Source organism: Variovorax sp. DXTD-1 (assembly GCF_003984625.1).
In the GTDB taxonomy this organism is placed as follows: Bacteria; Pseudomonadota; Gammaproteobacteria; order Burkholderiales; family Burkholderiaceae_C; genus Variovorax.
On the sequence record NZ_RWKH01000003.1, the window covers coordinates 187,378 to 212,561 of the forward strand.

The 25,184-nt window shown below is 70.0% G+C and carries 5 protein-coding genes; all 5 read right to left on the bottom strand.

Annotation, left to right across the window (positions count from 1 at the left end):
- Positions 1–18: 18 nt before the first annotated feature.
- Genes EJI00_RS04395 through EJI00_RS04415 form a run of 5 tightly spaced genes read right to left on the bottom strand, consistent with a single transcriptional unit; the run spans position 19 to position 25,178 of the window.
- A complete protein-coding gene (locus tag EJI00_RS04395; RefSeq protein ID WP_126746257.1) occupies positions 19–4,092 on the bottom strand; it encodes a non-ribosomal peptide synthetase in 4,074 nt (1,357 codons plus the stop codon).
- Positions 4,089–11,969 carry a non-ribosomal peptide synthetase gene (locus EJI00_RS04400; protein WP_126746258.1) on the bottom strand — a complete coding sequence of 2,627 codons (7,881 nt, stop codon included), beginning with the start codon at positions 11,967–11,969 and terminating at the stop codon, positions 4,089–4,091. Before EJI00_RS04400 ends, EJI00_RS04395 begins: the two co-directional genes overlap by 4 nt.
- On the bottom strand, positions 11,969–15,310 hold the full coding sequence (locus EJI00_RS04405) for a non-ribosomal peptide synthetase (RefSeq protein ID WP_126746259.1): 3,342 nt from the start codon (positions 15,308–15,310) through the stop codon (positions 11,969–11,971). Before EJI00_RS04405 ends, EJI00_RS04400 begins: the two co-directional genes overlap by 1 nt.
- Positions 15,307–19,869, bottom strand: coding sequence for a type I polyketide synthase (locus EJI00_RS04410; protein WP_126746260.1), 4,563 nt, complete (start codon positions 19,867–19,869; stop codon positions 15,307–15,309). The genes EJI00_RS04405 and EJI00_RS04410 overlap by 4 nt, the downstream gene beginning before the upstream one ends.
- Complete coding sequence (locus tag EJI00_RS04415) at positions 19,869–25,178, bottom strand: non-ribosomal peptide synthetase (RefSeq protein WP_126746261.1); 5,310 nt, start codon at positions 25,176–25,178, stop codon at positions 19,869–19,871. Before EJI00_RS04415 ends, EJI00_RS04410 begins: the two co-directional genes overlap by 1 nt.
- Positions 25,179–25,184: the final 6 nt, after the last annotated feature.

Below are 25,184 nucleotides of genomic sequence, written 5' to 3' on the forward strand. Positions count from 1 at the left end.
TGCATCTGCCCTTCCGGGTCAGGCCGGTTGCGTGTCCGGGGCGGGCTGCAGGGCGCCGTGCGCGGCATCGGCCTCGCGCAGCAACCCCTTCAGCGACGCGCACAGCGCGGGGTGGCGAACGATGTCCAGGTGATCGGCCTGCGGCAGCACTTCGGCCGACACCACCGGCGCGTGGTCGGCCCAGTTGCGCAGCGTCTCTTCGCGGCGCAGCGAGCTGTCCGCGAGGAACACATGCAGCGGCAGCGGCGAACGCGCATAGGTGTACTTCGCGGCCTGCACGCGCTTGTCGATGGTCGCCCACAGCAGGTACTCGGCCGCCTCGTCGCCGGTGCCGTCGAGCGGCAGCGGCTGCGCCGGGTTCAGCACCTGCTCGGCCACCCAGGCAAGCTCTTCTTCGTCCATGCGGGCGAAGAGCGCCTTCCAGTGTTCGGCCATCTCGGAGCGGCCCAGCCACTGCGCAATCACCTCGTCGGCCTTGGTGCGCCGGGCGGCGTCGAGCGGCGCGGAGGCGCGCAGCGGCTCCGTCTCGAACACATCCAGCATGCCGGTGAACACGATCTCGATGCGTCCCTGCAGTTGCCGCGCGAGCTCGAAGGCCAGGTCGCCACCCGACGACCATCCCAGCAGCGCGCAGCGCCCCTCGGTGGCTGTGGCGAGAATGAAGCTCGCGTACTCGGCGGCCAGCGCCTGCACGTCGAAGCCGCGCCAGCGCTTGCGCGTGTAGACGTGGCTCACAAAGCCGTACACCACGCGTTCGTCCTGCAGCGCCTCTGCAAGCGGCAAGAACTCGCGCGTGTTCACGATGAGCCCCGGCAGGCAGAACAGCGGCACGCCGGTGCCGCTCCCGCTCAGGCAGACGGCATCGTGCGACCCCTCGAACTTCTGCCGCAGCCGCTCGGCGAGGCTGCCCAGGCTGCTGGCCTGCATCACGTCCGGCAGGCTCAGCTGGCCACCGCCGGGCAACTGCTTGCGAATGCGCGCCACCAGCTTCAGGCTCAGGATGGAGTCGCCGCCCAGCGCAAAGAAATTGTCGCCCCGTGCAACGCGGTCCACGCCGAGCACCTGGCTCCAGATGCGCGCCAGCGCCTCTTCGGTGGGGCCCTGCGGGGCGTCGAAAACGCGCACTGGCTCCGGCTGTGCCGGGCGCGGCAACGCCTTGCGATCGATCTTGCCGTTGGCCGTGAGCGGCAGCGCATCAAGCAATACGATGCGCTCGGGCACCATCCACGCCGGGAGGCTCTCCGCCAGTGCGTGCCTCAGCTGCTGCACGTCGGGCGGAGTGCCCTGGCCGGCCACCACAAAGGCACGCAGCACCACGTTCCCTTGCGCGCCCTGCTCCGCGATGACCACGGCATCGGCCACGCCATCGAGCTGGCGGATGCGGCCCGCCACTTCGCCCGGCTCGACGCGGTAGCCGCGAATCTTCACCTGGTCGTCGGTGCGGCCCAGGAACTCCAGCGTGCCGTCGCTGCGCTGGCGCACGCGGTCGCCCGCGCGGTAGATGCGCTGCCCTTCGCCGAAGGGCGACGCAACGAAGCGTTCGGCGCAAAGACCTGCGCGCGAAAGATAGCCGCGCGCCACGCCCGCACCGCCAATGTAGAGCTCGCCCACCATGCCGGGCTGCACGGGCTGCAATGCATCGTCGAGCACCCAGGCGTCCATGTTCGCGATGGGCTTGCCCAAGGGCAGGTTGCCGGTTCCATCAGCCTGCGCCGGCGCCGCGTGCGTCAGCATGCCGACGGAGGTCTCGGTCGGTCCGTAGTGATTGAAGATGCGCAGGTCGGGCTGCAGCGCGCGAATGGCCTGCAGCGTTGCCGCATCCGTCGCCTCGCCGCCCAGAACCAGCGCGTGCGACGGCAGCACTGCAGCCGCGCGCTCGGCGTTCAGCAAGCCCTTCAGGTGGCTGGGCACGATCTTCAGCACGCCCGCACGCGTCTTCGCCATGCTGTCGGCAAACGCATCGGGATCGAAGGCCGCCTCACTCGAAACGAGGTGCAGCGCACCGCCCGAACACAGCGCGCCGAAAAGCGAGGTATGGCCCAGGTCCGCCGCGACGGTGGAAACCATCGCGAAGCTCTCGCCCTCGGGCAGCGCCAGCCGTTCGAGCACGCCTTGCACATAGTTTGCCAACGCACCGTGGTGCACGACCACGCCCTTGGGCCGACCGGTCGACCCGGAGGTGTAGATCACATAGGCCGCCTGCGCAGGATGCACCGCACGCGCACGATGCGGCACAAAGCCGCCCGGCACGTCGAAGCCCACCTGCAGGCACGGTAGCGCGGCCTGCCGCGGCTTGCCGCCGGACACCAGCACCAGCGCAGCGCCGCAATCGGCCAGCAGGTCGTCGATGCGTTGCTGCGGCAGCGTCGGGTCGATGGGCACGTAGACGCCGCCGGCCTTCAGCACCGCCAGCGCCGCCAGCACGAACTCGGGCGTGCGCTCCATGCAGACGGCCACGCGCTGCTCGGCGCCGATGCCGCGGCTTTCGAGCTCGGCGGCCCAGTGGCCGGCCGCACGCGCCAGCTCATCGAAGCTGTGCGCGCGGTCGCCGAAGGTGAGCGCTGTTGCTTCGCCGCGCCTTGCGGCCGCCTGGTCGAACAGGGCCAGCACGTTGTCGGCGGGCCAGGACGTGCGTTCGCCGCGCAGGCTCGAATCGCCCGCGAGCCGTGTCTCCGCCAATGCGCGCGCCGGATTGGCCGCGACCTGTGCGGCCAGGCTGCGCAGCGCATCGGCCAGCCGCTCGATGGTCCCGTGGTCGAAGATGTCCGCGGCATACGCGAGAACGAAGGACAGCGCACCGCCGGCGTCGATCAGGTCGAAGCTCAGGTCGAAGTGCACTTCGTCCACGCCAATGCCGTGCGCGGCAGCGGCCGGGTCCGCGGGCGCGGCGCCCGCCGCCTGCTGTGTCGACTTGATCTGGAACAGCGGATGCAGACCCGGCGCGCGCTCCAGCGCCAGCGCCTCGACCAGCATGTCCAGCGGCAGGTCCTGGTGGCTCTTGGCTTCGAGCACGCGTTCGCGCACCTGCGACAGCAGCGCGACGAAACCGGCCGCCGGGTCCACCATCATGCGCAGCACCAGCACGTTGGTGAAGTGGCCCACCAGGGCGGCCAGCTCGGGGCGGTCGCGCGTGGTCGACGGCGAGCCGATGCACACGTCGCGCTCGCCGCAGTAGCGGTAGACCAGGAGGCCGAGCAGCGCGATGGCCACCATGTACGGCGATGCGGCGTGCTTGCGCGCCAGCTCCTTCAGGCGTTGCGACACATCCGCCGGCAACGCGAAGCTGAATTGGCCGCCGCGTGCGTCGCGCGCCTTCTGGCGCGGGCGGTCCAGTGGCAGCGGCGTGCTTTGCGGCGCACCGCGCAGTTGTTCGCGCCAGTAGGCAGTTTGCCTTTCGAGTTCGCCGGCTTCGAGCCACTGGCTTTGCCACACGGCGTAGTCGGCGTATTGCAGGGCCGGCGCCGCAAGCTGTGTGTTCCCGGCGGGCGCCGCGAGCAGCGCCTGCAATTCGCCGACGAGCAACGCCACCGATTGCCCGTCGGCCGCAATGTGATGCACCGCCAAAAAGAGCTCGGGCGCGCCATCGGCAAAGACGTTCAGTTCACCGCGAAAGACAGGGCCATGCTCCAGGTCGAACGGCCGCGCGCCGAACTCGGTGGCGGCAGCCGCAAGCTCGCGCTCGCTGTCCGCGCGCGTGCCGGTCCATTCGCGCACGGCCCAGCCGAAGCGATGCTCGAGGTCGATGTGCTGCAGCGGCTGCCCTTCGGCGCCGGTCGGGTAGGTGGTGCAGAGCACTTCGTGGCGCACCACCAGCCGGGCCAGGCAGGCATGCACCTGCTGTGGCGTGCACGGTGTAGGCAGCGCCAGCCGCCCCGACAGGTTGTACGCCGGCGACTGCGGCGCGCGCTGCCACACCAACCAGAGGGCGCGCTGCGCGTAGGCCATCGGCACCGGCGCCGCGGGATCGCGCGGCACGATGGGCAGCGTCTCGAAGCCGACGCCGCTCGCGCGCAGCTTCTCCAGAAACACACGCTGCTTGGCCGCGGGCAAGGCAGCAAAGCGGCGCGAGAGCGCGGTCATTTCCAGGCTCATAGGTCTTCCATCTCCAGTTCGCCCAGGAGGGCGTCGATACGGCCGATGCCGCGGTCTTCAGAGGCCGTGGCGTCGGCCGGCAGTTGAGTGGCCGCGGCCGAAACGGCAGCGGCGAATGCCATCAGCGCGGGTTGCTCGAACACCGTGCGCAGCGGCAGCTCGATGCCGAAGCGCCGCTTGGCGCCCGACACCAGCTGCACCGCCAGCAGCGAATGGCCGCCAAGCTCGAAGAAGTTGTCGTGGCGCCCAACGCGTTCCACGCCCAGCACCTCGGTCCAGATCGCCGCCAGCGCGGCCTCGACCTCGCCCTCCGGCTCGGCAAAGTCCATTGCGCTCGCCAGCTCCGGATCGGGCAGCGCCTTGCGGTCTACCTTGCCGTTCGCGTTGAGCGGCACGGCGTCGAGCGGCACGATGGCCGAGGGCACCATGTAGTCGGGCAAGTGCTGCGATAGCCGCTCGCGCAGTACCGCGACGTGCAGCTCATGGCCGGCGCGCGCCGAGACATACGCGACAAGCCGCGCACCCGCCGGGCCGTCCTTGGCCAGGACCACCGCTTCGCGAACTTCGGGCTGCGCCTGCAGCTGGGCCTCGATCTCGCCGAGTTCGATGCGAAAGCCCCGGATCTTCACCTGGTGGTCGATGCGCCCGAGGTAGTCGAGCTGCCCATCGGCACGCCAGCGCACAAGGTCGCCGGTGCGATACAGCCGGCTGCCCGGCTCACCGAAGGGTGCGGCGATGAAGCGCTCTGCGCTCAGGCCGGCGCGGTTCAGGTAGCCGCGCGCCAGGCCTGCGCCGGACACGTGCAGCTCGCCCGGCACCCCCACGGGCAGCGGGTTGAGGTCGCTGTCGAGCACCCACAGGCCAAGGTCTGGAATGCACACGCCCACGGGACTGCGCTTCTCGTCGAGATCGGCCCTCACGATGGGACGGTAGGTCACGTGCACTGTCGTCTCGGTAATGCCGTACATGTTGACCAGCTGCGGCTGCGCATCGCCGAAGCGATCGATCCAGGGCCGCAGGCTCTCGGGCTCCAGCGCCTCGCCGCCGAAGACCACGCAGCGCAGCGCAAGGCGTTCGCCGTCGTCCAGCGCCGGGCTGTGGATCAGCTGGCGGAAGGCCGACGGGGTCTGGTTCAGCACGGTCACGCGCTGTGCGCGCAGCAACGCCACGAAGTCGTCGGGCGAGCGGCTCACCCAGTAGGGCACGATCACCAGCTTGCCGCCGGTGCACAGCGCGCCGAAGATTTCCCACACCGAGAAGTCGAACGCGTAGGAATGGAAATTCGTCCACACGTCCTGCGGGCCGAAGCGGAACCAATCGTCGGTGGCGCCGAGCAGGCGCACCACGTTGCGGTGCGTGAGCTGCGCGCCCTTGGGGCGTCCGGTCGAGCCCGAGGTGTAGATCACGTACACGAGGTGATCGGCGTGCACCGCCACGTCGGGCGCGTGCGCCGGCTCGCCGCGCAGGTCGAGCGTGTCGAGCTCCAGCACCTGCAAGGCATCGCCCACCGGGAGCTTCGCCTTCACATGGCTTTGCGTGAGCAGCAAGCCGATCGCGCTGTCCTCGATCATGTAGGCCAGCCGGTCGGCGGGGTATTCGGGGTCCAGCGGCACATAGGCGCCCCCTGCCTTCAGGATGGCGAGCAAGCCCACCACCATGTCGATGGAGCGCTCCACCGCGATGCCGACCTTCACCTCGGGCTTCACGCCGAGCGCGGCCAGCCTGTGCGCCAGGCGGTTCGCACGGGCATCGAGCTCGCCATAGCCGAGCGTCTCTTCGCCGAGCACGAGCGCGGTGGCTTGCGGGTTCGCCTTGGCCTGCCGCTCGATCCAGCGGTGCACGGGCTCTGCATCGTTGTATGTGTTGCGTGTGGCTTGGGCCGGCGGCGCCAGCTTGTCGGCAAGCCCCACGTCCCCCAGCCGCGCGTCCGGCGCGTGGGCCAGCAGCCCGAGCAGCCTGTCCATGTGCGCGGCCAGCGCGCGCACGGCCGCATGGTCGAACTGGCTTCGTGCGTGGCTGTAGCTCAGCACCAGCGTGTCGGCCTGGTGCACGGAAAGGGTCAGCGGGTAGTTCGTTTCCTCGCGGTTGCGCACTTCGCCGAAGCGCAGGCCGCCGGGTGCCTGCTGCTTCAGTGCCTGGTCGAGCGGATAGTTCTCGAACACCACCAGGCTGTCGAACAGGTCTTGCCCGCCCTGCCCGGCCCAGCGCTGCACTTCGTACAGCGGCGTGTGCTCGTGGTCCTGGGCCGCGAGATTGCGCGCCTGCAGCGCGCGCAGCCAATCGCCCACGCGCTGGTCAGGCTGCAGCGCGGCGATCACAGGCAGCGTGTTGATGAACAGGCCCAGCATCTGCTGCGCGCCGGCAAGGTCCACCGGCCGGCCCGCCACGGTGGCACCGAAGCTCACGGTGCGCTGCCCCGTGTGGCGCGCCAGCAGCAGCGCCCATGCGGCCTGCACCAGCGTGTTGAGGGTCACGCGTTCGCGCCGGGCCGCTTCGAGCAGCGCGCGCGTGCGCGCCGCGCCGATCTCGTGGCGGTGCATGCCGTGCCCGCCCTCTTCGAACGCCAGCTTGGGCAAGGTGTTGGCCAGCCAGGTGGGGCCTTCGAGGCGGGCGAGCTCTTCGCGCCAGTGGCGCTCGTCGGCCGCGCCGTCGCGGCTTTGCAGCCACGCGATGTAGTCGGCATAGCGCCCGCCGGGGGCTGCGGGTGCTTCGCCCGCGTAGTGCCGCAGCACCTCGCCCATGAGCTGCGACGTGCTCCAGCCGTCGAGCAGCAGGTGGTGCATGGTCCAGACGAAGTGGTACCTGTCGCCCGCGACGCGCACCAGCACGAGCCGCATCAACGGCGGGCGCGCGAGGTCGAAACCCTGCGCAAGCTGTTCGCCGGCCAGTGCGTCCAGGGCCTCGGGCGCGTCGGCGCGCTCCCGCCAGTCGAGTTCGGCCAGAGGCACCTCGACCTGCCGTGCCACCCATTGCCACGCGCCCTCGCCCTGGATGAACCCGGTGCGCAGCACCTCGTGCCGCTCGAGCACCGCGCGCCAGGCCGCCCTGAAGCGCTCGGCATCGAGCCCGTGGATGTCGACGCGCAACTGGTTCAGGTAGGCGCTGCCGCCGGGCGCGAGCAGGCTATGGAACAGCATGCCGGCCTGCATCGGCGAGAGCGGGTACAGGTCCGCAAGGTTCGCCACCGGCAACGCCAGCGCGTCGAGCTGCGGCTGGTCGATCGCGGCCAGCGGAAAGTCCGCCGGCGTCACGCCTTGGGCGCCGCTCGTGCAATGCCGCACCAAGGCTTCGAGTTCCTCGCGGAAGTGCTGCATCCAGCCCTCGACCTCGGCACGGTCGTGGCGCGCGCCGCTGTAGCTCGCGCGCAGCGAAAGCTCGCCGTCATAGACCTGGCCGTTGATCGAGAACTCGTGCGTGAGCGGCGCGCCGCCATCCACCGGCGAGCCGCTGGGCTCCTGCGCAAGGCTCCATTGCGCCTGCGCATCGGCAACGGTGTTGTCGAACTGGCCCAGATAGTTGAATACCACCTGCGCCTTGGGCAGCGCGCGCATCGCCTGCCGCTGCGCGGCATCGCCCAGGTGCTTGAAGACGCCATGCCCCACGCCCTTGTTCGGAACGCGGCGCAGGCTTTCCTTGACGCGCTTGAGCGCTTCGCCTTGTGCGCCGAGCGGATCGAGCGCCACCGGAAACAGCGCGGTGAACCAGCCAACGGTGCGCGACAGGTCGATGTGCGCGAACAGGTCTTCGCGGCCATGGCCTTCCAGGTCGACCAGCACCCTCTCGTGCCCGCTCCACGCGCACAGCGCGCGGCCGAGCGCCGTCAGCAACAAGTCGTTGGCCTGCGTGCGGTAGGCCGCGGGCGCATCTTTCAAAAACGCTTGGGTGGTGACCTTGTCGAGCCGCAACTCGACGCTCTGCTGGTCGGCCGCGGTGTTCGATGCGTGCGGACGCGCGCATGGCAGCGCGGCCGGCACATCGGCCAGCGCCTGCCAGTGGGCAAGCTCGCCGCCGTGGGCCTGGGCATGGCCTTGCAGCGCGACGGACCAGTCCTTGCAGCTGCTGCTGGCAGCAGGCAGCGCGATGGGCTGGCCCGCCAGGCCCTGCCGGTACGCGGCCTGCAGGTCTTCGAGCAGGATGCGCCAGGACACGCCATCGACCACCAGGTGATGAACGACGAGCAGCAGCCGCGAATCGCCGCCCGGCAGCTCGATGGCGAGCGCACGGATCAGCGGGCCGTGCGCAAGATCGAGGCTGCGCTGCGCTTCTTCGCACAGCGGCGCCACCTGCGCCGCATCGGCCGCGCGCCGCACCCACACCAGCTCCGCGAACTGGTCTTCGGGCACGCTCTCGAAGGGCAGGTAGGCCTGGTGCCACACCCCGCCGGCGTCCTGCCGGTAGCGCAGGCGCAGGCTGTCGTGCTGCCGCACCAGCGCGCGCAGCGCCTGCCTGAAGGCCGGCAGCTGCAGCGGCTCGCGGTTCTTCAGCAGCACCGCCTGGTTCCAGTGCGCGCGCACCGGCATATCCATCTCGAAGAACTCATGCTGGAACGGCAGCAGCGGCACCTCGCCCTGCACGTCGCCCACCGCGGCAAGCAACGCATCGGCCGGTAGTGCAACAGCCGCGAGCTGCGCCACGGTCTGCCGCTCGAAGATCTGCCTGGGCGCGACTTTCCAGCCGGCCAGGCGCAGGCGCGCCACGATCTGCAGGCTCAGGATCGAATCGCCGCCAAGCTCGAAGAAGTTGTCATCGCGGCCCACGCGCGCGAGACCCAGCACATCGGTCCATACCGCGGCAATGGCCTCTTCGGCCGCGCCGCGCGGCGGCTCGAAAGCCCTGTCGTGTTCGTCGGCCGGCTCCGGCAGCGCGTTGCGGTCGACCTTGCCGCTGGGGGCGAGCGGCAGCGCATCGACCACCACCAGCGTGCCCGGCACCATGTAGTCGGGCAGCGCACGGGCGAGCCGCTCTTTCAGCACGGCCACGTCGGCGAGCTGGCCGGCGCGGGGCGACACATAGCCCACCAGCCGCGCACCGCTCGGGCCCGGCCTTGCCACCACCACGGCTTCGCGCACTTCGGGCTGCGCGAGCAATTGCGCCTCGATCTCGCCGAGCTCGATGCGAAAGCCCCGGATCTTCACCTGGTGGTCGATGCGCCCCAGGTACTCGAGCTGCCCGTCGTCGCGCCACCGCACCCAGTCGCCGGTGCGGTAGAGGCGCCCGCCTGCCGCGTCAAAAGGGTCCGCCACGAAGCGCTCGGCCGTGAGCGGTGCGCGATGCAGGTATCCGCGCGCCAGGCCCTCGCCGCCGAGGTAAAGCTCGCCGGGCACGTTGCGCGGCACCAGGTTCATGTCGGCGTCGAGCACGTAGGCGCTGCGGTTGCCCACGGGCCGGCCAATGGGCGCATAGCCCTCGGAGAAATTCGCGGTGTTTGCGACCTTCCACAGCATCGGCGTGACGACCGCCTCGGTCGGGCCGTAGCCGTTGATCAGCAGCGCGGGCTTCAGGTGCCGGCACACGGTGTCGAAGCCCTCGCGCGACATTGCCTCGCCGCCGAAGGAGTACAGGTGCACCGGCGGGCAACGGCCGGTGTCGCGCGCCCAGTTGGCCAGCTGCCGCAGGTAGGCCGGCGGAAAGCCGGCGTTGGTCACGCCGTGGCGCTGCATCGCCTCCAGCGTCTGCTCGGCGGTCCAGAGCGAGGCATCGCGCAACAGCAGCGAGGCGCCGCAGCACAGCGCGGTAAAAAGGCGCTCGTGCGCCCCGTCGAACGAGAACGACAGGAAGTGCAGCTCACGCGACTGCGGCCCCATCTCGTAGAGCACCGCGGTTTCGACGCAGTGCGCGGCAAACGGGCCGTGCGACACCATCACGCCCTTGGGCATGCCGGTCGAGCCCGAGGTGTAGATGATGTACGCGAGGTTGCCCGCATGCACGGGCACGTGGGGAGCTTCGTCGGGCTCGCCAGCCAGGTCGGCGGTGTCCAGCTGCAGCACGCCCAGCTCGCCCTTCAGCGCAAGGCGCGCCTTCACATGGCTTTGCGTGACGAGCAGCGAAATGCCGCTGTCCTCCACCATGTAGGCCAGGCGGTCGGCGGGGTACTCCGGATCGAGCGGCACATATGCGGCGCCCGCCTTCAGGATGCCGAGCAGGCCGACGACGATGTCGGGCGAACGCTCCACCGCGATGCCGACGCGCGTCTCGGGCCTTACGCCCATTGCGATCAACCGGTGGGCCAGGCGATTGGCGCGCCGGTCGAGCTCGCCATAGCTCAGCACCTCGTCGCCGAAGAGCAGCGCAGGCGCATCCGGGTCGGCCTTCGCGTGCCGGGCCATCAGGTGGTGCACGGGCTCGGTGCTGCGATCACCGGAATCGTTCACGCCCCAGTTCGCGAGCCGTTCCTTTTCGTCCGCGGTGAGCAGGTCGATGTCTCCCACCGCTTGCTCGGGCCGTTCGGCAAGTGCGCGCAGCACGCCCAGGTAGTGCGCGCCCATGCGGGCGACGGTCTCGGTGTCGAACAGCTCCTGCGCCACATGAAAGCTCGCCTGCACATGGCCCTGCGCATCTTCGACGCTGCTCAGCGTCAGCTCGAACTGGGCTACCTGCGTGCCGAGCTCATAGTCTTCCAGCGTGAGGCCGGGCAGCGTGGCAAGCGCCGTGTTGTCGCGGCGCTGGTGGTTGAACATCACCTGGAACAGCGGCGCCGTTCCCAGGCTGCGTTCGGGCTGCAGGGCCTCGACCAGCTGCTCGAAGGGCAGATCTTGATGGGCCTGCGCGCCGAGTGCCGCCTCGCGTGTTTTCTGCAGTGCCTGCCGCAGGCTGGTGCGGCTGCCCAGCACATTGCGCAGCACTTGCGTGTTGACGAAGAAGCCGATGACCCGCTCCGACTCGACGCGGTGCCGGTTGGCCACGGGCACGCCGACGCGGATGTCCTGCTGCGCGGTGTAGCGGTGCAGCAGCACCTGCAGCGCGGTGAGCAGCACCATGAAGAGCGTGCTGCCCTCGGCCTGCGCGCGCCGGTGCAGCGCATCGGCAACGGACTGGGGCAGCGCCAGCTCGTGGCGGGCGACGCTGTATTTGCCGTCGCCGCGCCGTGCGTGGTCCGGGGGCAGCTGCAGCACCGGGTGCTCGGCGCCCAGCTGCGCCTTCCAGTAGTCGAGCTGGCGCTCCTTCTCGCCGGCTTCGAGCCAGTGGCGCTGCCACAGCGCGTAGTCGGCGTACTGGATCGGCAGGGGTGCGAGCCGCGGCGCCTGCCCGGCGGCGCGCGCACGGTATTGCGCAACGAATTCGTCGACCAGGATCTGCATCGACCATCCGTCCGACACGATGTGATGCATGACGACGACCAGCAGGTGCTCGTCGGCGGCCAGGCGGATGAGCGCGACGCGCAGCAGCGGCCCGGCCGTGAGATCGAAAGGCGTCTCGGCCAGGCGCACGGCCTCTTCCCGCGCGCGGGCCTCGCTGGCCTCAGCCTCCAGGCCCGAAAGATCGGTGACCGGAATCTCCAGCGTCACGCCCTCCCGTATCCGCTGCTCGACATGGCCCTGCGCGTCCGCCTCGAACACCGTGCGCAGCGACTCATGGCGTTCGAGCAAGGCGTCGAAACCGGCCTTCAGCGCCTGCCGGTCGAGCAAGCCCTTGAGCTTGAGCCCGCCCGAGATGTGATAGGCCGAGCTGCCGGGCTCCAACTGCCACAGGAACCATTGGCGCAATTGCGCATACGAGGCGGGGCACCGCGCCTGCGCCGCCGCATCGCGCGCAAGAATCGGAAACTGCCCGATGGCCAGGCCCTCCGCGCGGATCTTCTGGTAGACCGCGCGGCGCTGCGCCGGGTTCAGGCCCGAGAAGCGCTTGCCGATGTGAAGGTGGGTTGCCGTGATTTCCATCAAGCGATCTCCAAACTGTCGATGAAGGAATCAATGTCCGAGAGGGATTGGGCGACGGGCTTTCTGGCCGCCGCTGCGGCAACGAGCCCCGCCATGGCGGCAAGCACCGGGTGCTGGAAGACGTCCTTCACGGAGAGCTCCGCGTGCATTGCGCGCTGCACGCGGGCCACCACCTGCACCGACATCAGCGAATGGCCGCCGAGCTCGAAGAAGTTGTCGTGGCGGCCGATGCGCGCCACGCCGAGCACTTCGGCCCATATGGCGGCCAGCGCTTCTTCCACCTCGCCCTGCGGCGCTTCGTAGGCGTGCGCGCTTGCCTGCTCGGGTGGCGGCAGCGCCTTGCGGTCGACCTTGCCGTTCGGGTTGAGCGGCAAGGTGTCCAGCACGAGGACGACGGCCGGCACCATGTAGTCCGGCAGCACGCGGCCCAGGCGCTCGCGCAGCTGCGCGGGATCGATGGCCTGTTGCGCCTGCGCCGAGACATACGCCACGAGCCGCGCGCCACCCGAACCCTGGCTGGCAACGACGACAGCCTCGCGCAGTTCGGGTTGCGCGAGCAGTTGGGCCTCGATCTCGCCGAGCTCGATGCGAAAGCCGCGGATCTTCACCTGGTGGTCGATGCGCCCCAGGTAGTCGAGCTGCCCTTCGCTGTTCCATCGCACGAGATCGCCCGTGCGGTACAGGCGGGCGCCCTGGGCGGTGCCGAACGGGTCGGCCACGAAGCGCTCGGCCGTGAGCCCCGCGCGCTCGACATAACCGCGTGCAAGCCCGATGCCGCCCAGGTAGAGCTCGCCCGCCACGCCTGGTGGTACAAGGTTCAGGTCGGCATCCAGCACGAAGGCCTGCGTGCCGGCAATGGGCCGGCCGATCGGCACCTGGCTGCGGCCGTCGCTGCGGCAGGTCCAGTGCGTGACGTCGATGGCCGCCTCGGTGGGGCCGTAGAGGTTGTGCAGCGCCGCTTGCGGCAAGCGCTTGAAGACGCCCTGTTGCGCCTCGGCGGGCAATGCCTCGCCGCTGCAGACGATCTGCCGCAGGCTCGTGCAGGCCTCGATGCCGTCGTGCGCCAGGAAGGCCTGCAGCATCGAAGGCACGAAGTGCAGCGTGCTCACGCTGTGGCGCTGAATCAAGTGTGCAAGGCGTGCGGGTTCGCGGTGATCGCCCGGTGCCGCCACGGCCAGCCGCGCGCCAGCCATGAGCGGCCAGAAGAACTCCCACACCGACACATCGAAGCTGAACGGGGTTTTCTGCAGCACGGTGTCCGCGCCATCGATGGGGTAGGCCGCCTGCATCCACGCCAGCCGGTTGTGCAATGCGGCGTGCCGGTTGGCCGCGCCCTTGGGGCGGCCGGTGGAGCCCGAGGTGTAGATCACGTAGGCGAGGTTTTCGCCGCTGAGTGCGACCACGGGATCGGTCTGCGGCATGCCACCGAATTCCAGCGTATCGAGCGCGAGCGCCGAGACGCCGGCCGGCAGTGCAAGGCGATCGGCCAGGCTGCTGTGCGTGAGCACGAGGCCGAGCTTGCTGTCTTCGACCATGTAGGCGATGCGGTCCGCCGGGTACTCGGGGTCCAGCGGCACGTAGGCGCCGCCGGCCTTCAGAACCGCCAGCACGGCTGTCACCAGCTCCAGGCTGCGCTCCAGCGCAATGCCCACCTTGACCTCGGGGCCCACGCCCTCTTCGATCAGCCGGTGCGCGAGCTGGTTGGCGTGGCGGTTGAGTTCGCCGTAGCTGAGCGACGCGTCGCCGAACAGCACCGCGGCCGCATCCGGATGCCCGGTCGCCTGCCGTTCGATGAGGCGGTGCACCGGCACGGCGTTGCCATGGCTTTCGGTGTTGATGCTCCACCGGGCAAGCTGCTCCTTTTCTGCAGCGCCCAGCAGGTCGAGCTCGCTGAGCGTGGATGCGGGCTGCGCGGCCAATGCTTCGAGCACGCGGGCGTAGTGGCCTGCAAGCCGCTCGATGGTTTGCGGCTCGAACAGCTCCGCCGCATAGCGGAAGTTGGCATGGATGCCGCCGTCTGCGCGCTCGATGGTTTCGAGCGTGAGTTCGAATGGCGCGGCGCGCTGGGCGAGGTCGATCCGGCGCACACGCAATGCGGGCCAGCCTTGCAACGGCCGGTCGCCCTGGCCGAGGTGGTTGAACATCACCTGGAACAGCGGCGAGCCCGCATGCCCCCGCTCGGGCCGCAGGGCCTGCACCAGCCGCTCGAACGGCAAGTCCTGGTGCGCCTGCGCTTCGAGCGACACGCCGTGCACCTGCCGCAACAGGTCGGCCAGGCGCATCTGCCCGTGCATGCGCGCATCGAGCACCACGGTGTTGATGAAGGCGCCGATGACGCCCGAGGTTTCCGACCGGCCCCTCCCCGCCACGGGCACGCCGACGCGGATCGCCTGCTGCCCGGTGTGGCGGAACAGCAAGGCGTGGAACGCGGTGAGCAACGCCATGAACAGCGTGCCGCCCTGCTCGCAGGCCTGGCGCTTCAGCGCCTCCACGAGCGCCGCCGGCACGTGCAACGTGTGCTGCGCCGCGCTGTAGTCCGCGTCCGCGGCGCGCGGCCTGTCGGTGGCCAGCGCGAGCACCGGGTGGCTGTTGCCGAGCCGGCCGCGCCAGTAGGCGAGCTGGCGCTCGCCCTCGCCGTCGTCCAGCCACTTGCGCTGCCAGCGGGCGAAGTCGACGTAGCGGATTTCCGGTTGCGGCAGCGATGCCGGCAGGCCCTGAACGCGCATCGCGTAGAACTGGGCCAGCTCGTCGAGCATCAGCTCGACCGACCATGCATCGGAAATGACGTGATGCATCATCAATAGCAACTGGTGCTCGCCGTCCGCCATCTTCAGCAGCGTGCCGCGCAGCAAGGGGCCGGCCGTCAGGTCGAAGGGTGTGCGGCAGACGTCGGCCACCACCTCGGCATGGCGCGATTCGCGCGCCGGTGCCTCGAGCGCGGCAAGGTCGATGAAGGGAATTGCGACCTCGACCGCCGTCTGGATGCATTGCTCCGGCAGCCCACCCCCCCCCGACCGGAAGACGGTGCGCAGCGCCTCGTGCCGCGCCACGAGCGCCTGCATGGCGTCGCGCAAGGCAGCGATGTCGAGCGGCCCCGAGAAGCCGAGCCCGCCGCCGACGTGATAGGCGGTATTGCCCGGGTTCAACTGCCACAGGAACCACTGCCCTTGCTGCGCGAAGGACACGGGCGCGGCGGCGTCGGCGCCATCGTCCTGGCCGCGCACGATTGCCGCGCGCGCGGGCGCCGGTGCCGCATCGCGCTTCAGGCGCTGCTGCAGCAGGCTCAGTTGCGCGGGCGTGAGCCGGGCGCGCCGTTCGGAAAGGTTCTGGGTCTCGCTCATGGTGCGCTGTCTTCGGTGGTTTCTGCGGTTGCGGCTTCGCGTTCGATGTCCTCGATCAGGCGCAGCTCGATCAGGGTCGCCAGCTCGGCGATGGTCGGCGCCTTGAAGAACGCGGCGGGATGCAGCTCCACGCCATAGGCCTTGCGTACGCGGGCCAGCAGGCGAATGGCGAGCAGCGAATCGCCGCCCAGCTCGAACAGGTTGTCGTTCACGCCCACGGGCACGATGCCCAACGCATCGCTCCAGAAGCCGGCAAGCGCTTCTTCCAGCTCGCCTTCGGGGGCGATGTATGGCGTTTGCAGCACGGGGCGCGAATGGCCGGTGCGCACCTCGGCCGCGGGCGCGTCGTCTAGCGAATCGAACAGGTCGTCCAGCGGCCGCAGGCGCGGCGCCAGTGGAGAAACGGACACGATGGTCTGCGGCAGGTCGGGGCCGTTGGCGATACGCTCGAAGGCGAGCACGCCGGTGCGCTCGTCCAGGCCCACGCCTTCGGGCAGGTCCATGTCGGCGGCCACGCCGACGTCGCGCCACGCATCCCAGTTGACCGAGAACAGCGGCCGCGGCGAGCTGCGGCGGCTGGCTGTGGCAAGTGCATCCAGGTAGGCATTGGCGGCGGCGTAGTCGCTGCGGCCGAGGCCGCCGATGAGCACCGAGATCGACGAGCAGAACAGCACGAAATCCAGCGGCTCGGCACGCAGCGCATCGAGCAGCGCGAGCGTGCCAGCAATCTTGGGCGCAAAGGCCGCTTCAACCAGTGCCGGCGTGCGCTGGGCGATCATGCCGCGGTCGGGGTGCACGACGGCATGCACCACGCCGTGGACTGCGCCGAAGCGCGCGTGCACGGCCGCGAGCGCCGTGCGCAGCTGTGCGGCATCGTTCACGTCGGCCGCCACCGGCAGCACCTCGGCGCCGTCCGCTTCGAGATCGATCAGCTGCTGCAGCTTGCGCCGCAGCACCACGGGCTGGGCAGCGTCCGCGACGAGGCGCTCCCAATCGCCGCGCCCGGGCAGGGGCGTGCGGCCGAGCAGCACGAGCTTCGCCTTCCAGGTGCAGCTCAGGTAGCGCGCCATCGCGAGGCCGACACCCCCCATGCCGCCGGTGATGAGGTAGACGCCGCCTTCGCGCAGGCGCTGCCTTGCGGCGGGCGCGGCCACATCGGACAGCGGCACATAGCGCTTGAGCCAGCGATGCGGGCCGCGGTAGGCAACCAGGAATTCATCGGGCGCCGCGCATGCCTCGTCGGCCACCCGGCGCGCGAGCTCGGCCTCGGCCGCGCTCTCGGGCGCGGGCAGAACCACCTCCACGACGCGGCAGGCAATCGACGGGTACTCCTGCCCCAGGATCTTCGCAAGGCCGAGCAGCGTGGCCTTTTCAGGTGCGAGCGGCTCGGTGCCGGCAACGTCTTCGACCCGGTCGGTCACCACATTGAGCGCAAGGGTCCCGCGGGCGGCCGCGCCCACCGCATCGAGTGCGCGTGCAAGTGCGAGCAGGCTGTAGTAGCCGGACTCGAACACCTGCGCGTGCGATGCCGCGGGCCGGTCGCCGTCCAGGCTCCACAGGTGATGCAGGCGCAGCACCGGTCCGGCTTCGGCTTCGACCTGGCGCAGCAGCGCTTCATGGTCGGAACGCTCGCCCGCGCGCAGGGCGTACTGGCCCGGCGCAGTGCGCGCGAAGCGCGGACCGCGCAAGGCCAGCACCACCTTTTCGCCGCGCTCGCGCAGGGTGCGCGAGAGCCGGTCGGTGAAGCTGTTCGCGTCGCCCAGCACCAGCGTGCAACCCGCGGGCTCGCCCTGCTTTTCAGCGGGCGGCAGCGGGGCGCTGCGTTCCCAGCGGGGGGCGTAGAAGAGATTCGGCGCCGTGCTCTTTGCAGGCTGCACCGTCTCGTCCGCCTCGATCCAGAAACGCTTGCGCTGGAAGGCATAGGTGGGCAGCGGCACGCGGCGCCGGCTTGCGCCGTCGGCATTGCAGGCCGCCCAGTCGATGTCGACGCCCGCGGTCCACAGCCCGGACACGGCAATGGCCAGTTGCTGCGCGTTGCGTGCCGTTTGCTGCGGGTGCGCCTGGCTCGCCCAGATGCCCGCGGCCTGGCGGCTTTGCGGATGCTGGCGCGCCAGGCCCGCGAGCGTTTCGCCGGGCCCCACCTCGAGCACCACGCGGCCCGGCGCGGCGAAGATCTCGCGCAGGCCGTCGGCAAAGCGCACCGTGCCGCGCAGGTGGCGGCCCCAATACGCCGGGCTGGTTGCCTCTGCTTCGGTGATCGGCTTGCCGGTCGCGTTCGACAGGAACGGAATGCGCGGCGCATGGCGCGGCAGAGACGCGATCAGCTGCTCCAGCTCGGCCACGATGGGATCGACCAGGCTCGAATGCGAGGCGATGGCCACATGCAGGCGGCGCGGCAGTTGCTGGCGCGCGCGCAGGGCCTCCTCGGCGCGCTCGATGGCGTCCAGCGGGCCGGCCAGCACGCAAAGCTGGTCGCCGTTCACCGCCGCCAGGTCGCAGCCGTCGCGAAGGAATTCGGCCAGCGCCGATTCGGGCAGCGACACCGCGGTCATCGCGCCCGCTGCAAGCGTCTGCATCAGGCGGCCGCGCGCGGCGACGATGCGCAGCGCATCTTCGAGCGAGAACACGCCCGACAGGCAGGCCGCCACGTATTCGCCCAGGCTGTGGCCGAGCATCAGCGCGGGCTGCACGCCGCAGCTCATCCACCAGCGCGCCATCGCGTACTCGACGGCGAACAGCGCGGGTTGCGCATATTCGATGCGGAACAGCCGCTCGTTGGCCGCGGCGTCGTCACCGTCGGCCGGGAGCACCAGCGCGAGCAGATCGATGCCGGTGCCGGCCTTCAGCAGTGCGGCGCATCGGTCGAGCTCTTCGCGGAACACGGCGCTGTGCCGAAAAAGCGCCTCGCCCATGCGTGCATGCTGCGTGCCGCCGCCCGGAAACAGAAACACCACCTCGGGCGCGGTGGCTGGCGCGCGCCTCGACGGCGTCATGGACGAAGCCAGCATCTCCGAGGCCATCGCCGCCTGGTTGGCCACCACGGCGCTGCGCCATGCAAAAGGGCGGCGTCCGCTCTGCAGCGTGTGGGCCACATCGTCCAGCGCCAGTTCCGGATGGGCTTGCAGGTGAGCCGCGAGTTGCGAGCGGCCCTGCGCCAGGGCGGCTTCGTCCTTTGCCGACACGGGCAGCACCTGCCAGCCGGAAGCGGGCTGCGCCGCGGCAGCCGCCGGCGCCTCTTCGAGCACCACATGCACGTTGGTGCCACCGATGCCGAACGAGCTCACGCCCGCGCGGCGCGGTGCCTCGCCCCCGGGCCACGGGCGCAGCTGCGCATTGACGTAGAACGGGCTGGACGCGAAATCGATCTGCGGGTTCGGGTTTTCGTAGTGCAGGCTGGGCGGCAGCATGCGGTGCTTGAGCGCCATCACCGTCTTGATGAGCCCTGCCACGCCGGCTGCGGCGTCGAGGTGGCCGATGTTGGTCTTCACCGAACCCACGGCGCAGAAACCGCGGCGCGCGGTATCGGCGCGGAATGCCTGCGTGAGCGCGGCAAGCTCGATGGGGTCGCCGAGCGTGGTCGCGGTGCCATGCGCCTCGATGTAGCCGATGGTATCCGCAGGCACGCCCGCGATGAGCTGTGCCGCGCGGATCACCTCGGCCTGCCCGTCCACGCTGGGCGCCGTAAAGCCGACCTTGGCGGAGCCGTCGTTGTTGGCCGCGGTGCCCTTGATGACCGCATGGATGGTGTCGCCGTCGCGCAGCGCGTCGTCCAGCCGCTTGAGCACCACAATGCCCGCGCCGCTGCCGATGACGGTGCCGGCCGCCCTGGCGTCGAACGCTCGGCAGTGCCCGTCGGGCGAAAGGATGGCGCCGGCCTGGTAGCGGTAGCCGCCTTCCTGCAGCAGGTTGAGCCACACGCCGCCGGCCAGGGCCATGTCGCAGTCGTGGCTCAAGAGCGCCTGGCAGGCTGTGTGAACCGCGACGAGCGATGTGGAGCAGGCGGTCTGCACCGTGACTGCGGGGCCGCGCAAGTCGAGCTTGTACGACACGCGCGTGCAGAGCGAGCCGCCCGAGTTGCCGCTCATGAGCCCGAGCAGGTCGGCAATGCCGCTCGCCGCCCCCAGGCCGAACGACGGCAGCAGGTTGCGGATGAGGTACACGTTGGCCCCCTCGCCCGCGTACACGCCCACCTTGCCCGGCCAGCGGGCGGCGTCGCAGCCCGCGTGTTCCAGCGAGGCCCAGGCGCACTCCAGAAAGATGCGCTGCTGCGGGTCGAGTGTTTCGGCCTCGCGCGGCGAGTAGCCGAAGAAGCCGGCATCGAACTTGTCGAAGCCCTCGAACATCACGCCGGCCTTCACGTAGTCGGGGTCGTCCAGGAGCGACTGCGGCACGCCTTGCGCGCGCAGCTGTTCGTCGGTGAAGTGGGAAACCGAGGCCACGCCGTCACGGATGTTGCGCCAGAAGGCGTCCACGTCGTCCGCGCCGGGAAAGCGCCCGGCCATGCCGACGATGGCGATCTCGATGCCGCTGGGCTCGGAGGGTTCGAAGGGGTGGGACATCAATTGACTCTCTCTGCCGCTTTGCGGCGTTGAAGCATGGCGGCGCGCTGGCGCAGGGCCCGGTCGTCGCCGGCCGCGGCCGCGGTGGCCGATGCAGCGGCGCGCACGGGGGCCTGCTCCAGCCACTGGACCAGCGATTGGGCGGTGGGGTACTTGAACAGGTTGACCACGGGAATCGCGGTGTGCAGCCGGTCTTCCAGCAGCCGGTGCGCGCGGATCAGCAGCAGCGAGTGGCCGCCCAGGTCGAAGAAGTTGTCGTGCATGCCGACCTGCGCCACCTGCAGCACCTCGGACCACACCGCGGCCACCGTCTGCGCGACATGGCCTTGCGGCGCCTCGTAGGCTTGGTCGCTGGCAAGGGCCGGCTCGGGCAGTGCCTTGCGGTCCACCTTGCCGTTGGCGTTCAGCGGCAGCGCATCGAGCACCGCGAAGGCACGCGGAACCATGTAGTCGGGCAGCACCTGCGCAAGCCGCTCCTTCAGTACCGCGGCGTCGATGGTCTCGCCCGCATGCGGCGCAAGGTAAGCCACCAGCTTCGCGCCGGCGGGGCCTTCCTTGGCAACCACGACGGCTTCGCGCACGGCGGGCTGCGCGAGCAGCTGCGCCTCGATTTCGCCGAGTTCGATGCGAAAGCCCCGGATCTTCACCTGGTGGTCGATGCGGCCCAGATACTCCAGCTGCCCTTCGCCGTTCCAGCGCACGAGGTCGCCGGTGCGGTAGAGCCGGCCGCCGCCGGCGCTGTCGAACGGATCGGCCACGAAGCGCTCGGCGCTCAGGCCGGCGCGCTTGAGGTAGCCGCGCGCGAGGCTGATGCCGCCCAGGTACAGCTCGCCCGCCACGCCCTGCGGCACCAGGTTGAGATCGGCATCCAGCACGTGGGTGCTGGTGTGGCTGATCGGCTTGCCGATGGGCACCTGGCTCTGGCCGTCGTTACGGCACGCCCAGTGCGTGACGTGGATGGTGGTCTCGGTGGGGCCGTAGAGGTTCTGCAGGCCCGCGCCATGCAGGCGCTCGAGCGTTTCCTTCTGCGTCTCGGCGGGCATCGCTTCGCCGCCGCAGATGATGTGGCGCAGGCGCGTGCTGGTCTCGATGCCCTTGTGCGCAAGAAAGGCCTGCAGCATCGAGGGCACGAAGTTGAGCGTGGTGACCTGGTGGCGCTGGATCAGTTCGACCAGGCGCGCCGGGTCGCGGTGATCGCCGGGGTTGGCGACCACGAGCCGCGCGCCCGAGGTCATCGGCCAGAACAGCTCCCACACCGACACGTCGAAGCCGAACGGCGCCTTGTGCAGCACGGTGTCGGCGCGCGAGAGCTTGTAGATGCCCTGCATCCACGCCATGCAGCTGTGCAGTGCGCTGTGGCGGATGGCCGCACCCTTGGGCTTGCCGGTCGAGCCCGAGGTGTAGATCACGTAGGCGAGGTTCTCGATGTGCAGGCCGACCTGCGGATCGCTCTCGGGCTCGGCGCTGAAATCGGCGGCGTCGACCTCCAGCACCGTGAGCCCACGGCGGTCGGGCACGCAATCGGCGAGGGTGCGCTGCGTGAGCAGCAGGCCGATGCCGCTGTCCTGCACCATGTAGGCCAGGCGCTCGGCGGGGTATTCGGGGTCCAGCGGCACATAGGCACCGCCCGCCTTCAGCACGCCCAGAATGGCCACGACCATCTCGATGGAGCGCTCCATCGCAATGCCCACCAGCACCTCGGGCTGCACGCCCTGCGCGATCAGCCGGTGCGCAACGCGGTTGGCGCGGCGGTTCAGTTCCGCGAAGCCGAGCGACTCGTCGGCAAAGAGCAGCGCGACGGCGTCGGGCTGCATGCGGGCCTGCCGCTCGATCATGCGGTGCACGGGCTCGGGCTGGGGCTCGCGGTGCCCATTGACGCCCCACTGCGCGAGCTGGGCCTGCTCCGGCGCGCCGAGCAGTTCGATGTCGCCGACAGGTTGATGGGGGCGATCGGCCAGCGCCTGCAAAATAGCCACATAGTGGCCAGCCATGCGCGCAATGGTGTCGGGCTCGAACAGCTCGGCCGCGTAGATCACGGCGAGCGAGAGCTGGCCGCCGGGCCGCTCACGCGCCTCGAGCGTGAGCTCGAACTGCGCCGCGAGATCGGGCAACGCATGCTCTTGCGCGGCGATGCCGGGCAACTGGCCGAGCGCGCGGTAGTCCTCGAACAGGTGATTGAACATCACCTGGAACAGCGGCGTGCGGCTCAGGCTGCGCTCGGGCTGCAGCATCTGCACGAGCTGCTCGAAGGGCAGGTCCTGGTGCGCCTGCGCGCCCAGCACTGCGTCGCGTGCCTGCGCCAGCACGCGCCATGCGCTCAGGCGGCCATGGATCGGGTTGCGCAGCACCAGCGTGTTGACGAACAGGCCGACCACGCCTTCGGCTTCCTCGCGGTTGCGGTTGGCAATCGGCGCGCCGATGCGGATTTCTTCCTGGCCCGTGTAGCGGTGCAGCAGTGCCTGGAAGCCCGCCAGCAGCACCATGAAGAGCGTGGCGTTGCCGCCGTCCGCGGCCGTGCGCAACTGCGCGAGCAGGCTCACCGGGAGTTCGAAGGCATGGCGCGCGGCGTTGTAGCCGGCCTGTGGCTTGCGCGGGTGGTCGGTGCGCAGGTCGAGCACGGCGTCCGCGGCATGCGTACCGCCGAGCTGTTCGCGCCACCAGGCCAGTTGCCGCTCGCCCGCGCCCGCCGCCAGCCACTCGCGCTGCCAGAACGCGTAGTCGGCATACTGGATGCGCGGCGCGGGCAGGCGCGCGGCGCCCTCCTTCAGGTGGGCGGCATAGCCCGCGGCAAGCTCGTCGATCAGCAGCTGCATCGAAGCGCCGTCGGACACGATGTGATGCATGACCACGGCGAGCACATGCGTCTCGTCGGCGGTGCGGATCAACGCGGCGCGCAGCAGCGGGCCTTGCGTGAGGTCGAAGGGCTCGGCCTTGAGGCGCCGCGTGGCTTCTTCCAGTTGCGCATCGGCTTCGGTGCCGCGCAGGTCGACCTGCGACAGTGACACAGAGCCGGCCGGCTTGATCCATTGCGCCACGCCGCCCTCGACGCCGGCACTGAACACCGTGCGCAGCGATTCATGGCGCGCCACGAGATCGTCGAAGGCCGACTGCAGCGCATCGACGCGCAAGACGCCAGTGAGGCGCAGCGCGCCGCTCACGTGGTAGGCCGCACTCGAGGGATCGATCTGCCAGAGGAACCACTGGCGCTCCTGCGCATGCGAGAGCGGCAACGGCAACAGCCGCCGCTCCGCGGAGAGCACGGCGATCGGCGCGGGCTGCGGGCGCACGCCCTGCCGCTGCAGTTCGCGGATGGCCGATGCGCAGTCGCGAAGGCGCGGCTGCTCGAAGAGCCTGCGCGCGGGAAAGTCGATCTGCCAGCGCGCTCCGATGCGCGCAGCCGCCTGCGTGGCGGTGAGGGAACTGCCGCCGCGGTTGAAGAAGTGGGCATCGCGGCCGAGCGGACGGTCGTCGCCGTACTTGCAGACGTCGCGCCAGATGGCGGCAACGGCCTGTTCGACTTCGTCGAGCGGCGCCTCGGCAACAGCCTCGGCCGGGCCTCCGCGAACGAACGCACCGTGCCGGTAGACGGCATATGCATCGGCGCTGCCGTCGAGCCAGCCCGCGCGGCAGGCACTGCGCTGCAGCTTGCCGCTGGTGGTCTTGGGCATGCCGCCGGGGTTGAGCAGCAGCACGACCGAGAGCGTCTCGCCGAACACTTCGCTCACGGCGGCGCCCAGCGCATCGACCAGCGCCGCGGCCGGCACGAGCTTCTGCATGCTGCGCGACACCTCGGCAGCCACGCCGATACCTTCGCCGCCGGGACCCTCCGCGGCGAAGACCGCCACGCGGCCCTTGCGCACCGCATCGACCTCGGCCTCGATGAGCCGCTCGATGTCCTGCGGGTAGATGTTGTGGCCGCGAACGATGATCAGGTCCTTGATGCGGCCGGTGACGTAGAGCTGGCCTTCGTGCATGAAGCCGAGATCGCCGGTGCGCAGCCAGCGTTGGCCGTCGCGCTCGACGAAGGTCTCGCGCGTCTCGCGCTCCTTGCCCCAGTAGCCGTGGCCGATGCTCGGGCCGCAGGTCCAGATCTCGCCGATCTTTCCGGGGGCCGCGGCCGAGAGCGATTCGGTATCGACGATCTCGATGCGATGGCCGGGCGCGACGTCGCCGCAGCCCACCAGCGTCATTCCTTCTTCCGCCGGTATTCCCGCGCCGCTGGCAAGGCCGGCGGCGGAAAACGTGGGCGCAACCAGTCCGCCGCCCCGGTGGCCGCCGGTGACGAAGAGCGTCGCTTCGGCGAGGCCGTAGCAGGGATAGACCGCCGCCGCATCGAAACCCGCGGGTGCGAAGCGCGAGATGAACTCGACTTCGGTATCGGCGCGCACGGGTTCGGCACCGGTGTAGGCCACGCGCCAGCTCGACAGGTCGAGCTGGGCCAGTTGCGCATCCTTCACACGCTCCAGGCACAGGCGGTAGGCGAAGTCGGGGCCGCCGCTGAGCGTCGCGCGATGGCGAGAGATCAGCTCGAGCCAGCGCACCGGGCGCTCCAGGAAGTAGCCCGGGGAGGTGAGCACCAGCGGAATGCCGCTGTAGAGCGGCTGCATCATTCCGCCGATCAGGCCCATGTCGTGATAGAGCGGCGCCCACGAAACGAAGCTGTCCGCCGGGCCGACACCCATGCTGTGCCGGATCGCCTCCTCGTTGGCCATCAGGTTGCCGTGCGTCACGATCACGCCCTTGGGCGCCGAAGTGGAGCCGGAGGTGTATTGCAGAAAGGCGACGTCGTCATCGGTCGGCTCGAATGGCGTCCACGCGTCGGCGAGCGAGATGTCCACCGTATCGACGGAGACGATGCGCGCATCGCCGAACTGGCGCGAGCCCGCGCTCGCTGCGTTCATCGCTTGCGCCATGGCGTCGGAGGTCAGCACGCAGCTCGCCTGCGAATCGGCGGCGATGCCGGTCAACCGTGCAAGGTGCTGCGGGCGCGCCGATTCCGGCGGGAACACCGGCACTGCAATCACGCCCGAGTAGAAGCAGGCCAGCATGCTCACGGCATAGTGGTCGCCGTTGTCCAGCATGACCAGGGCGCGCTCGCCTTTGGCGAACTGCTGCTGCAGCCGGGCCGCGAGCGCACGCACGCGGCGCTCGAACACGCCGTAGCTGATCGACTCCGAGCGGTCCGCACCATTCACCGCGCTCACGACGGTGAGCCAGATGTCGTCGCGCCGCGCTTCGGCCAGTGCGTGAAGGTGCGCCACGAAGTTCTTCGGGCGCGGTGAGGTCGGTGCCTGTGTGTTCTTTTCCATCCTGTG